The following is an 11,796-nucleotide window of genomic DNA, read 5'->3' as shown; positions in this document are numbered from 1 at the left end:
CGGGCCCGGCTAGAGGAGCCTGACCCACACCTCCCGCATCCTCGGCCCGTCGAACTCCGCCAGAAAAACCTGCTGCCAGCGGCCAAGCCTAAGCCTCCCCCCCTCGGCGGGAAGGAGGAGGTGCACCCCGGTGAGGAGGCTTTTCAGGTGGGCGTGGGAGTTCCCCTCTGCATGCCGGTCCTTGGGATGCACCCTGGGGGCCAGCTCCTCCAGGCGGGCCAGAAGGTCGTGGGCCACATCGGGATCCGCCCCCTCCTGCACGGTAAGGCCACAGGTGGTGTGGGGAACGAAGAGGTAGACCAAGCCGGTGTGCCCGGCCAAGACCTCCTCCACCTGGCGGGTGATGTTCACCAAACCTTCCTTGGGGGTGGAAATGCGGATGGCCTTCATCCTTTAAGCATATCGGGCCACGAAGGCAAATCTCTTAAGCAAGGGCTTAAGCGTGGCCCTGCGAGGATGGGGTGGTATCAGGCCATGCGGGTGGCCCGCAGGGTAAAGCTCCTTTCCAGGGTGAAGGAGCGGTCCAAATCGCCGAACTCCCCCTGGGCCCAGGCCCAGAGCCCGGGCATGATGCGCTCGTGCACCTCCTCGGGAACCAGCTGGGTGAAGGAGTAAAGCCTTTCCTCCAGGGCCTCGAGGGCCTGGCGGAGGGTGCGCTCCTCCCGCCACTGGACCACCTGCTTGGTCTTGGGCCTAAGGCCAAGCCGCTTTAGGGCTTCCTCCACCTCTCCTAGCCGCCTTCTGTGCAAGCCCCGCACCACCCCCACGCCCTCCGCCTCCACCAGGAAGCGCCACCTTTCCTGGATTAAGCGCTCCTCCTCCGCCTCCATCTCATCCCAGCCTTCCAGAAGCACCCCTCCCGGCTTCAGTACCCTCAGGGCCTCCGCCAGGGCCTTGGGCCAGTCGGGAAGGAGGTGCCAGAGGTGGACCACGATCACCCCATGCACGCTCTCGTCGGGCAGGGGAATGGCCCGGGCATCGGCCTCTATAAGGCGCACCTTGCGCATAACCCCCGCCGCCTTCTGGCGGAAGACCTCCAGCATGCCGGGATCCTTGTCCAGGGCCAGGTAGCGGTAGCCCCGGGCGATGAGGGGCAGGGCGATGCGCCCGGTACCCACTCCAAGCTCCAGGAGCACCGCCTCCTCCCCCCGCACCCCGAGGGCATTCCCTATGGCGGTGGCGATGCGGCCCGCCACCTCCGGCGGGTAGGCCCGGAGGCGGTCGTAGGCGTAAGCCATGCGCACGGAGGCCTTGGGCATCCTTCTTCTCATTTTACGGGGTATACTTCCCGGCGTGAAAGGACTCATTCTGGCTGCCGGACGGGGCACCCGGCTCCGCCCCCTCACCCACACCCGGCCCAAACCCGTGATCCGGGTGGCGGGAAGGCCCATCCTCCACTACGGCTTGGAAAACCTCCTGCAAGCGGGGATAGAGGAGATCGGGGTGGTGGTTTCCCCGGAAACGGAAAAGGACATCCGGGAGGCCCTTTCGGGCTACCGGGTACGCTACATCCTGCAGGAGGAGCCCCAGGGCCTGGCCCATGCGGTGGCGGTGGCCAGGGACTTCCTGGGCCAAAGCCCCTTCGTCCTCTACCTGGGGGATAACCTCTTCCAGAAGGGGATCGCCCGCTTTCTCCAGGCCTTTACCCCAGGGGTGAGCGCGGTGATCGCCCTGGTGCGGGTGGAAAACCCCAGCCAGTTCGGGGTGGCGGTGCTGGAAGGGGAAAGGATCGTGCGCCTTCTGGAAAAACCCAAGGAGCCGCCCTCAAACCTGGCGGTGGCCGGGGTTTATGTCTTCACCCCGGAGGTGCTGGAGGTCATCGAGGGGCTCAAGCCCTCCGCCCGGGGGGAGTACGAGATCACCGACGCCATCCAGGGCCTCATCGACCGGGGGAAGCAGGTGGTGGGGGTGGAGGTGGAGGGCTGGTGGAAGGACACCGGCCGCCCCCAGGACCTCCTGGACGCCAACCGCCTCATCCTGGAGGAACTGGAACCCCTGGTGGAGGGGGAGGTGGTGGAAAGCCAGCTCACCGGGCGGGTGGTGGTGGAGAAGGGGGCTAGGGTACGGAAAAGCACCGTGATCGGCCCCGCCTTCATCGGGGAGGGAGCGGTGGTGGAAGGAGCCTACATCGGGCCCTTCACCTCCTTAGGGCCCGGGGCCAAGGTGGTGCGCTCGGAGGTGGAGTACTCCATCCTCGAGGACCACGCCATCCTGGAAGACGTGGCCTTACGCCTGCAGGAAAGCATCCTGGGGGTGGGGGCCCAGGTGAAAAACCGCGATGGCCTCCCCCGGGCCCACCGCCTGATCCTGGGGGATCTCTCCCAGGTGGAGCTGGCCTGAAGAGCACCCCCCCCATGGCCCGGCTTCTGGACCTCCTCACCGAGGCCTACCAAAGCGGCGAGGCCCTGGCCCGGCGCCTCAAGATAAGCCGCCAGGCGGTTTCCAAGGAGGCGAAAAGGCTCCTCGCCGAGGGCTTCCCCGTGGAGATGAGCCGGAAGGGCTACCGCATCCGGCCCGGCACCCCCCTTCCCCACCTCTTCCACCCCCCAGGGCGGCTCGGCCGGCCCTACCGCTACCTGGGGCGGGTGGGAAGCACCCAGGATGTCCTAAGGGCCTGGGCGGAGGAAGGAGCTGAGGAGGGAGCCCTGGTCCTGGCCGAGGTGCAGGAAAGGGGCCGCGGCAGGCGGGGAAGGCCCTGGGAAAGCTGCCCGGGGGAAAGCCTCACCTTCTCCCTCCTCCTCCGCCCCACCCTTCCCCTCTCCTCCATGGGCCTCCTTCCCCTTCTCGCCGGCCTGGCCCTTTGGCGGGCGGTGGGGGTGGGGGGGCTCAAGTGGCCCAACGACCTCCTGGCCCCCGATGGCAGGAAGCTGGCCGGGGTCCTTTTGGAGGCCAAGGCCGAGGGGGAGGAGGTGGCCTACGTCCTCCTGGGAGTGGGGGTGAACGTGGACTGGGCCCCCGAGGGCGCCGCCGCCTTGAGGGAGTTCTCTCCCCTTTCCCGGCGGGAGGTGCTTTCGGGCTTCCTCCTCCACCTGGAAAGCCTCCTCCCCCTTCTGGAAAGCCCGGAAACCCTCCTCTCCCTCTACCGGGAGGCCTCCTACACCCTGGGCCGAAGGGTGCGGGTCCAAACCCCTAAGGGGATGGTGGAGGGGGTGGCGGAGGCCATCCTCCCCGACGGCAGCCTCCAGGTGGAGGGGGTCAGGATAGGCGCGGGCGAGGTGGCCCTCGTGTCCCCCCTCCGGACCGGGGAGTCCGACCCTTGAGTATTCTAGGCTTAGATTTCCCAAAGCGTTTGTGCTAGGATAAGGCTAGGTATGTTTGCCCGCATCTTCACCAAGGAAGAGGCCGATGCCCTCTTGCCCGAGATCCAGCGGGTCCTCTCCCAGATGCGGCAGGCCCGGAAGGAGCTCTCCGAGGTGCAGGCCCGGCTTCCCGAGGTCCGCGGGCTGGAACGAAGGGCCCTGGAGGAGGAGGCCCGCTTCCTCCTGGGCTCCTTGGAAGCCGACGCCCGTTACCTGGCCTCCCTGGGCGTCTTCCTCAAGGACCTGGACCGGGGCCTGGTGGACTTCCCCAGCCGGGTGGGCGGAGAGGTGGTCTTCCTCTGCTGGCAGGAAGGCGAACCCGAGGTGGCCCACTACCATCCCCTGGCAGGGGGGTTTGCCGAGCGGCGCCCCTTGCAGGAGGAGGCTAACGGCCTTCTCCCCCAGGCCTCCCGCCCCGGCGAAACTCGGCCAGGCGCCTAAGGTCCTCCCGCACCAGGTCGTCCTGGCCCGCCAAGGACTCCAGGTGGTGTCTTAGCTCGTGGAGAAGGGTTTCCCAGACCTCTTCCTCCCAGTCAAACCCCGGCCCCGCCACCTTTTGGAAGGAACCGTAGTAGAGGGCGATGTGCCGCCCGAGCCCCTCAAATCCCCGGAAGGTGGAAGGAGGGCCGGGGTCCAGATATTCCCCAAGCCGCCACACCCCCTTTAGCCCGGGCTCCGGCTTGGCCTGGGGAAGGACGTGCACCCCCTGAAGCTCCCGCTTGAAGGCCTCGGGGATCTCCGCCCAAACCCTTTCCACCAGCGCCACAAAGGCCTCGTAGGTCATGGCCGATGGTAGGGATGCCCGGCCCTCAGGGTAAGGATCCGGTAGAGCTGCTCCATGAGGACCAGCAGGGCCAGCTCATGTTGCAGGGTAAGGGGGGAAAGGGAAAGGAGGAGGTCGGCCCCCTCACGTACCCCCTCAGGGTACCCCTCGGCACCCCCCACCAAAAAGGCTACCCGTTCCCCCTCCCAGCGCCTCAACTCCTCCAGAAGCCCCTCCGTGGTGAAGAGCTTTCCCCTTTCGTCCAGGACCACCTTGCGGTGGCCTTCCGCCTTGGGCAGGAGGTCCTGGGCTTCCTTGACGAAGTGGACCTCGAGGGGAGCATACTTCCGGATGCGCAGGGCATACTCTTCCACCCCCAGCCGGGCGTAATCCAGCCTGGGTTTGCCCACCGCCACCACCCTAAGGCGCACCTCCCCATCTTAAGGCCAGGGTATACTCAGGGCGAAGGGAAAGTGGGACCTAACCCACCCCGATAAAAGAGCCCCAGGCCCTTACCCAGGGCAGGCTCTACGGGCGCCAAAAGCGCCGGAAAAGGAGGGTTTATGGTAAAGGACACCCACCGGTTTCAGCCCTTCACCCCCGAGCCCATAAGGCTCATCGGGGAGAAGGGGGAGTGGCTAGGGGATTTCCCCTTGGATCTGGACGAGGATAAGCTACGCCGCCTGTACCGGGACATGCTGGCGGCCCGGATGCTGGACGAGCGCTACACCATCCTCATCCGCACCGGCAAGACCAGCTTCATCGCCCCCGCCGCCGGGCACGAGGCCGCCCAGGTGGGCATCGCCCACGCCATTCGAAGGGGCTTTGACTGGGTCTTCCCCTACTACCGCGACCACGGCCTGGCCTTGGCCCTGGGCCTACCGCCCAAGGAGCTTTTCGGCCAGATGCTGGCCACCCAGGCCGACCCCAACAAGGGCCGGCAGATGCCCGAGCACCCGGGGTCCAAGGCCCTCAACTACTTCACCGTGGCCAGCCCCATCGCTTCCCACGTACCCCCCGCCGCCGGGGCGGCCATCAGCATGAAGCTCTTGCGCACGGGCCAGGTGGCGGTCTGCACCTTCGGGGACGGGGCCACCAGCGAGGGGGACTGGTATGCGGGGATCAACCTCGCCGCCGTGCAGGGCGCCCCTGCCGTCTTCATCGCCGAGAACAACTTCTACGCCATCAGCGTGGACTATAGCCGCCAGACCCATAGCCCCACCCTCGCCGACAAAGCCCATGCCTTCGGCATCCCCGGCTATCTGGTGGATGGCATGGACGTCCTGGCCTCCTACTACGTGGTGAAGGAGGCGGTGGAGCGGGCCCGCATGGGAGAGGGCCCGAGCCTGGTGGAGCTCAGGGTCTACCGCTATGGCCCCCACTCCTCTGCGGACGACGACAGCCGCTACCGCCCCAAGGAGGAGGTGGAGGCCTGGCGGAAACGGGACCCCATCCTCCGCTTCCAGCGCTTCCTGGAGGGAAGGGGCCTCTGGAACCTGGAGTGGGAGGAGGACCTGAGGGCGGAGATCCGCGCCGAGCTGGAGCGGGGCCTGAAGGAAGCCGAGGAAGCGGGCACCATACCCCCCGAGTGGATGTTCGACGACGTCCTTGCGGAAAAGCCCTGGCACCTAAAGCGCCAGGAGGCCCTTCTCAAGGAAGAGCTTTAAGGAGGTCCCCATGGCCCTCATGACCATGGTGCAAGCCCTGAACCGGGCCCTGGATGAGGAGATGGCCCTGGACCCCCGGGTGGTGGTCCTGGGAGAGGATGTGGGCAAAAGGGGCGGGGTCTTCCTGGTGACGGAAGGCCTTTTGCAGAAGTACGGCCCCGACCGGGTTATGGACACCCCCCTTTCCGAGGCCGCCATCGTGGGAGCTGCCCTGGGCATGGCCGCCCACGGCTTAAGGCCCGTGGCCGAGATCCAGTTCGCCGACTACATCTTCCCCGGCTTCGACCAGCTGGTGAGCCAGGTGGCCAAGCTCCGCTACCGTTCGGGAGGGCAGTTCACCGCCCCTCTGGTGGTGCGGATGCCCTCCGGGGGCGGGGTCAAGGGGGGGCACCACCATTCCCAAAGCCCCGAGGCCCATTTCGTCCACACCGCCGGGCTCAAGGTGGTGGCGGTTTCCACCCCCTACGACGCCAAGGGCCTTTTAAAGGCAGCCATCCGCGACGAGGACCCCGTGGTCTTCCTGGAGCCCAAAAGGCTTTACCGCTCGGTGAAGGAGGAGGTGCCGGAGGAGGACTATGTCCTGCCCCTGGGCAAGGCCGCCGTCAGGCGGGAGGGGAAGGACCTCACCCTCATCGGCTACGGCACCGTCATGCCCGAGGTGCTCCAGGCAGCGGAGGAGCTGGAGAAGGCAGGGGTTTCCGCCGAGGTTCTGGACCTCCGCACCCTCATGCCCTGGGATTACGAGGCGGTGATGAACTCCGTGGCCAAAACGGGAAGGGCCGTGCTGGTATCCGACGCCCCCCGGCACGCCAGCTTCGTCAGCGAGGTGGCGGCCACCATCGCCGAGGACATCCTGGACATGCTCCTCGCCCCTCCCATCCGGGTGACGGGGTTTGACACCCCGTACCCCTACGCCCAGGACAAGCTGTACCTGCCCACCGTCACCCGCATCCTCAACGCCGCCAAGCGGGCGTTAGACTACTGACTGAAGGGAGGCTTTATGCGGCTAAAGGTGGTCCTGGAAAAGAGCGAGGAGGGAGGGTACACCGTCTACGTGCCTGCCCTTCCTGGTTGTATTAGCGAGGGGGACACCTTGGAAGAAGCTTTGGCCAACATCCGTGAGGCCATCGCCCTCTACCTGGAACCGCTAGAGGAAAAGTTGCCGGAGAACGCTGAGCTGGCCGAGGTAGAGGTTTGAAGGTCCCCTCCTTGTCCTACAAGCGGGTGATCAAGGCTTTAGAAAAGGCAGGCTTTCAGGTGGTGCGCCAACGGGGAAGCCATATCCGGATGGAGAGGCAGCTGGGAGAAAAGCGGATCATCGTCATCGTGCCTGCGCATATCCCCATAAAGCGCTCCACCCTAGCCCACATTCTCAAAAATGCGCAGATCTCCCTCGAGGAATTTTTAGATCTGATCTAGGAGGCCTATGCCCAAGGAAATCCTCATGCCCGAACTGGCGGAAAGCGTGGTGGAAGGCGAGATCCTCAAGTGGCTGGTGGAGGAAGGGGACTACCTCAAGAAGGACCAGCCCTTCGTGGAGGTGATGACCGACAAGGTCACGGTGGAGCTACCCTCCCCCTACGAGGGGGTGCTTTTGAAGAGGCTGGCCAAGGAAGGGGAGGTGGTCAAGGTCCACGCCCCCATCGCCCTCCTGGCGGAGCCCGGGGAGGCCGTGGCTGGAGTAAAGGAGGTAAAGGAGGAGGCTCCGCCCGTGCAAGCGGTGGAGGAGCGCTCCATCGTGGAACCCGGGCTTCCCCCAAAGGAGGAAAAGGAGGATCTCTCCCTCTTCAAACCGGACACCACCCAGGTGGCGGTGAAGAACCCCTTCTTAAGAGGCCAAGCGGAGCGGGCTCCCAGGGAAGGCCAGGCTCCAGGCCGCATCCTGGCGGTGCCCGCCGCCCGGAAGCTGGCCCGGGAGCTGGGGATTCCCCTCGAGGCCATCCCCGGCTCCGGCCCCATGGGCCGCATCCGGGTGGAGGACGTGCGGGCCTATGCCGAACAGCTTAAGGCCCAGGCCGAACCCCCGCCCCCAAGCCCCAGGGAGGCCCCAGCACCCCTTCCCACAGGCTTCCCACTCCCACCCCGCTACACCCCCCCCAAGGGCTACGAGCACCTGGAGGAGCGCATCCCTCTAAGGGGCATCCGCCGCACCATCGCCCAGGGGCTTTGGCAAAGCCACCTCTACACCGTGCGCACCCTGAACGTGGACGAGGCCGACCTCACGGAACTGGTGGCCCTGAGGGAGCGCCTGAAACCCGAGGCCGAACGCCAGGGGGTGAAGCTCACCTACCTCCCCTTCATCTTCAAGGCGGTGGTGCGGGCTTTGAAGAAGTACCCCATGCTGAACTCCAGCCTGGACGAGGAAAGGCAGGAGATCGTCTACAAGCGCTACTACCACCTGGGCCTGGCGGTGGCCACGGAAAGGGGGCTCATCGTGCCCGTGGTGCGGGACGTGGACCGGAAAAACATCCTGGAGCTGGCCCAGGAGATCGCCGAGCTCTCCGCCAAGGCCCGGGAAGGAAGGCTCTCCCCCGAGGAGGTCACGGGTTCCACCTTCACCGTCACCAACATCGGCTCCGTGGGGGCTTTGATGAGCTTCCCCATCATCAACGTACCCGAGGCCGCCATCCTGGGGGTGCACTCCATCCGGAAGCGGCCCTGGGTGATGCCGGATGGCTCCATCCAGGCGAGGGATATCATGTACCTCTCCCTCTCCTTTGACCACCGCCTGGTGGACGGGGCCGAGGCGGCCTCCTTCACCCGGGAGGTGATCCGGCTCCTGGAGAACCCCGACCTGCTCCTTCTGGAAATGTAGGATGGACCCCATGAAGACCTACGACCTCATCGTGATCGGCACCGGACCCGGCGGCTACCACGCCGCCATCCGGGGAGCCCAGCTCGGGCTTAAGGTTCTGGCGGTGGAGGCTGCCGAGGTGGGGGGCGTGTGCCTGAACGTGGGGTGCATCCCCACCAAGGCGCTTTTGCACGCCGCGGAAACCGTACACCACCTCAAGGGGGCCGAGGGCTTTGGCCTGAAGGCCAAGCCCGAACTGGATTTCAACAAGCTCGGCGCCTGGCGGGATGGCGTGGTGAAGAAGCTCACCGGGGGCGTGGCCGGGCTTTTAAAGGGCAACAAGGTGGAGCTTTTGCGGGGCTTCGCTCGCTTCAGGGGACCCAAGGAGATCGAGGTAAACGGCGAGGCCTATGGGGCGAAAAGCCTCATCATCGCCACGGGAAGCGAGCCCATGCCCTTAAAGGGCTTTCCCTTCGGGGAGGACGTGTGGGACTCCACCCGGGCCCTAAGGGTGGAAGAGGGCATCCCCAAGCGCCTTTTGGTGATCGGGGGCGGGGCGGTGGGGCTCGAGCTTGGCCAGATCTACCACCGCCTGGGCTCGGAGGTGACCCTGATCGAATACATGCCGGAGATCCTCCCCGCAGGCGACAGGGAAACCGCCGCCCTCCTGCGCAGGGCCCTGGAGAAGGAAGGCCTTAAGGTACGCACGGGCACCAAGGCGGTGGGTTACGAGAAGAAGCAGGACGGCCTCCACGTGCTCCTCGAGGCCGCCCAGGGAGGCAGCCAGGAGGAGATCGTGGTGGACAAAATCCTGGTGGCGGTGGGCCGCAGGCCCCGCACGGAAGGGCTCGGCCTGGAAAAGGCTGGGGTGAGGGTGGACGAACGGGGCTTCATCCAGGTAAACGCCCGCATGGAAACCTCGGCCCCCGGGGTCTACGCCATCGGGGATGTGGCCAGGCCCCCCCTCCTTGCCCACAAGGCCATGAAGGAGGGCCTGGTGGCCGCCGAAAACGCCGCCGGCAAGAACGCCCTCTTCGACTTCCAGGTGCCCAGCGTGGTCTACACCGGCCCCGAATGGGCCGGGGTGGGGCTCACGGAGGAGGAGGCAAAGAAGGCGGGGTATAAGGTCAAGGTGGGGAAGTTTCCCTTTTCCGCCAGCGGCCGGGCCCTTACCCTGGGTGGGGCGGAGGGCCTGGTGAAGGTGGTGGGGGATGCGGAAACCGACCTCCTCCTCGGGGTCTTCGTGGTGGGCCCTCAGGCGGGGGAGCTCATCGCCGAGGCCACCTTGGCCCTGGAGATGGGGGCCACGGTTTCCGACCTGGGCCTCACCATCCACCCCCACCCCACCCTCTCCGAGGGCCTCATGGAGGCGGCGGAAGCCCTCCACAAACAGGCCATCCACATCCTGAACCGTTGACCCAACCAGGTTCCTTGGGAGTTCCCGGTGGGGCTTCTGCCCCACCGGGCCCTTAAAAGCCCAGGGCCCCGAGGAGCCCGTAAAACCCTGCCCCCAGGAAGACGGCCACGCCCAGGTTCCCGGTGAGCCTAAGCCCCAGATAGGTGCCAAGAAGGGCCAAGGCCGCCCGGACCCACTCGGAAGAAGGAGGCGGGCTAAAGGCGGAGACCAGGAAAAGGGCCACCACCAAGGCGGGCCCTGCCTGGCCCGCCTTCAGGCTTTTTTCCCCCCGCCAGGGCAGAAAGCGGAGGAGAAAGGTGCCCAAAGCCAGAAGGAGAAGGGCCAGGGTCATGCCCTCCTCCCTTTCCAGGGCTCCTTCCAAAGGAGCCCCACCACCCCTGCCAGGAATAGACCCCAGGCCGTCTGGCCCAGGAGGTGAAACCCCAGGGCCACTCCCCCCGCCAGAAGGGCCGCTGGGTTCCGCAGGTGGGGCAGGGCCAGGAGGAGAAAAAGGGCGGGAAGGGCAAAGGCAAGGGCCTCCCCCAGGCGGGGCCAGGCCAGAAGCCCCTTGGCCCCCAAGGCCCCGAGAGCAGTGCCCAGGTTCCAGGAAAGGTACGCTCCCAAACCCAGGCCCAGGAAGTAGCCCCGCCTCTTTTCCGGGGAAAGGCCGGGAAGCGTCCTTAAGGCCAGGGCGAAGACCTCGTCGGTGAGGAAAAAGGCCTCCAGGGGGCCTCCTTTCAAGTAGGGCCTCAGGGCCGGGCCGTAGAAGGCGTGGCGCAGGTTAAGGAGAAGGCCCAGGGAGGCCGCCAAAAGGGGCGGCACCCCCTGGGCCAGAAGCCCCACCAGGGCGAACTGGCTGGCCCCGGCGAAGACCAGAAGGGAGGTGAGCTGGATCCAAAGGTAGCCAAGCCCCGCCTGGGCCCCCAAGGCGCCAAAGGCCACGGCCACGGGGAAGTAGCCCAGGGCGATGGGCCAGGCGGCCCGCAGGCCTTCCCCCATCCCTAGCGGATCTCCGTCCCGCCCCAGCGCTCCAAAAGCTTCAAGGCCTCCACGTGGTCGGCCTCCGGGCCCAGCTCCCTTTTGGCCATCTCGTACACCTCCCGGGTGAGGCGAAGCAGGGGGCTTGGGGCTTTTTCCCCATCCAAAACTCCCATGGCGATCCCCAGGTCCTTCACCAGGAGGCCCAGGGCGAAGGTCTTGGGGAAGGCCCGGGTGACAACCCTTTGGGGAATCAGGTTCTCCGTGGCGTTAGAGCGGCCGCTGGAGGCGTTGATGACCTCGAGGGCCTTCTCCGCGGAAACCCCTTGCCGCACCAAGGCGAGGAGTCCTTCCCCCGCCGCCCAGAGGTTCACCGCCAAGAGGGCGTTGTTGATGGCCTTCACCGCATGCCCCGCCCCCACGGGCCCCACGTGGACCACCTTGGCGGCGTAGGCCAGGTAGGGCTTCACCCTCTCCACTGCCTCCTCGGGCCCCCCCATCATCACCGTGAGGGTACCCTTTTCCGCCCCGACGGTCCCACCGGAGACCGGGGCATCCAGGTAAACCACGCCCTTTTCCCAAAGGCGCTCCGCCAGCTTGCGGCTTCCCTCGGGTTCCCCGCTGGTGGCGTCCACCCAGTAGGTGCCGGGCCTCAGGTGGGGCCAAAGGGCCTCCGCCACCTCCCCCACCTCCTTGGTGGTGGGCAGGCAGGTGAAGATCACCTGGGCCTCCGCCACCCTCTCCAGGGGCACGGCCTTGGAACCGAACTCCTCCTGGTGCTTTAAGGCCTTGGCGAAGGTGCGGTTCCAGACCAGGGTGGGAAACCTCTTGGCCAGATGGCCGGCCATGGGGTAGCCCATGGCCCCAAGACCGAGGAAGGCCAGCTTCTCCATGCTCCC

Annotated in this window: 16 protein-coding genes; 9 read left to right on the top strand and 7 right to left on the bottom strand. The window is 66.4% G+C overall.

Translation table 11 applies throughout. The annotated features are described in order from the left end of the window. Positions 1–9: 9 nt before the first annotated feature. Both KQ693_RS03830 and KQ693_RS03825 read right to left on the bottom strand, forming a co-directional pair. A complete protein-coding gene (locus tag KQ693_RS03830) occupies positions 10–390 on the bottom strand; it encodes a secondary thiamine-phosphate synthase enzyme YjbQ (RefSeq protein ID WP_015716171.1) in 381 nt (126 codons plus the stop codon). A gap of 77 nt (positions 391–467) precedes the next feature. Then, positions 468–1,259, bottom strand: a complete 792-nt coding sequence (locus KQ693_RS03825) for a class I SAM-dependent methyltransferase (protein ID WP_038071121.1) — start codon at positions 1,257–1,259, stop codon at positions 468–470. 34 nt (positions 1,260–1,293) lie between these two features. On the opposite strand from KQ693_RS03825, the gene KQ693_RS03820 reads away from it, so the two are divergent. From KQ693_RS03820 to KQ693_RS03810, 3 genes are read left to right on the top strand one after another with little or no spacing between them, the layout of a single operon-like run. Continuing rightward, a complete protein-coding gene (locus KQ693_RS03820) occupies positions 1,294–2,340 on the top strand; it encodes a glucose-1-phosphate thymidylyltransferase (protein ID WP_267261966.1) in 1,047 nt (348 codons plus the stop codon). Between the two features lie 14 nt (positions 2,341–2,354). Beyond that, complete coding sequence (locus KQ693_RS03815) at positions 2,355–3,260, top strand: biotin--[acetyl-CoA-carboxylase] ligase (RefSeq protein WP_267261965.1); 906 nt, start codon at positions 2,355–2,357, stop codon at positions 3,258–3,260. Positions 3,261–3,311: 51 nt separating this feature from the next. Next, positions 3,312–3,740 (top strand): DUF2203 domain-containing protein, encoded by a 429-nt coding sequence (locus tag KQ693_RS03810; protein WP_267261964.1) that lies wholly within the window; start codon positions 3,312–3,314, stop codon positions 3,738–3,740. Here KQ693_RS03810 and KQ693_RS03805 read toward each other — a convergent pair. Together KQ693_RS03805 and KQ693_RS03800 are read right to left on the bottom strand one after the other, a co-directional pair. Next, complete coding sequence (locus KQ693_RS03805) at positions 3,685–4,083, bottom strand: metallopeptidase family protein (protein WP_267261963.1); 399 nt, start codon at positions 4,081–4,083, stop codon at positions 3,685–3,687. The genes KQ693_RS03810 and KQ693_RS03805 overlap by 56 nt on opposite strands. Next, positions 4,080–4,493 (bottom strand): 23S rRNA (pseudouridine(1915)-N(3))-methyltransferase RlmH, encoded by a 414-nt coding sequence (locus KQ693_RS03800; protein WP_267261962.1) that lies wholly within the window; start codon positions 4,491–4,493, stop codon positions 4,080–4,082. The genes KQ693_RS03805 and KQ693_RS03800 overlap by 4 nt, the downstream gene beginning before the upstream one ends. Positions 4,494–4,625: 132 nt before the next feature. On the opposite strand from KQ693_RS03800, the gene KQ693_RS03795 reads away from it, so the two are divergent. The 6 genes from KQ693_RS03795 to lpdA are packed head-to-tail and all read left to right on the top strand — an operon-like array spanning position 4,626 to position 9,940. After that, positions 4,626–5,729: a thiamine pyrophosphate-dependent dehydrogenase E1 component subunit alpha gene (locus tag KQ693_RS03795; RefSeq protein ID WP_267261961.1), complete on the top strand. Its 1,104-nt coding sequence runs from the start codon at positions 4,626–4,628 to the stop codon at positions 5,727–5,729. A 10-nt stretch (positions 5,730–5,739) separates the two neighbouring features. Then, on the top strand, positions 5,740–6,714 hold the full coding sequence (locus KQ693_RS03790; protein WP_219759202.1) for an alpha-ketoacid dehydrogenase subunit beta: 975 nt from the start codon (positions 5,740–5,742) through the stop codon (positions 6,712–6,714). Positions 6,715–6,729: 15 nt separating this feature from the next. Next, positions 6,730–6,927, top strand: a complete 198-nt coding sequence (locus tag KQ693_RS03785) for a type II toxin-antitoxin system HicB family antitoxin (RefSeq protein WP_018111076.1) — start codon at positions 6,730–6,732, stop codon at positions 6,925–6,927. Continuing rightward, entirely contained in the window at positions 6,924–7,148 is a 225-nt protein-coding gene (locus KQ693_RS03780; protein ID WP_267261960.1) for a type II toxin-antitoxin system HicA family toxin, read from the top strand. Before KQ693_RS03785 ends, KQ693_RS03780 begins: the two co-directional genes overlap by 4 nt. Before the next feature lie 7 nt (positions 7,149–7,155). Then, a complete protein-coding gene (locus tag KQ693_RS03775) occupies positions 7,156–8,544 on the top strand; it encodes a dihydrolipoamide acetyltransferase family protein (protein WP_267261959.1) in 1,389 nt (462 codons plus the stop codon). Positions 8,545–8,554: 10 nt separating this feature from the next. After that, positions 8,555–9,940, top strand: coding sequence for a dihydrolipoyl dehydrogenase (gene lpdA / locus KQ693_RS03770; protein ID WP_267261958.1), 1,386 nt, complete (start codon positions 8,555–8,557; stop codon positions 9,938–9,940). Between the two features lie 52 nt (positions 9,941–9,992). Here the strand turns inward: lpdA and KQ693_RS03765 are convergent, their stop codons facing one another. From KQ693_RS03765 to KQ693_RS03755, 3 genes are read right to left on the bottom strand one after another with little or no spacing between them, the layout of a single operon-like run. Further along, positions 9,993–10,271, bottom strand: coding sequence for a branched-chain amino acid transport (locus tag KQ693_RS03765; protein WP_267261957.1), 279 nt, complete (start codon positions 10,269–10,271; stop codon positions 9,993–9,995). Continuing rightward, the gene (locus KQ693_RS03760) at positions 10,268–10,918 is read right to left on the bottom strand and encodes an AzlC family ABC transporter permease (protein WP_267261956.1); all 651 of its coding nucleotides are present in this window, start codon (positions 10,916–10,918) and stop codon (positions 10,268–10,270) included. The genes KQ693_RS03765 and KQ693_RS03760 overlap by 4 nt, the downstream gene beginning before the upstream one ends. A 2-nt stretch (positions 10,919–10,920) precedes the next feature. After that, positions 10,921–11,790 carry an NAD(P)-dependent oxidoreductase gene (locus KQ693_RS03755; RefSeq protein WP_267261955.1) on the bottom strand — a complete coding sequence of 290 codons (870 nt, stop codon included), beginning with the start codon at positions 11,788–11,790 and terminating at the stop codon, positions 10,921–10,923. Positions 11,791–11,796: the final 6 nt, after the last annotated feature.

This window comes from Thermus brevis, assembly GCF_026427635.1.
GTDB lineage: Bacteria > Deinococcota > Deinococci > Deinococcales > Thermaceae > Thermus > Thermus antranikianii.
The sequence above is the reverse complement of the archived record's forward strand: the minus strand, read 5'-3'. Positions and strand labels throughout refer to the sequence as shown.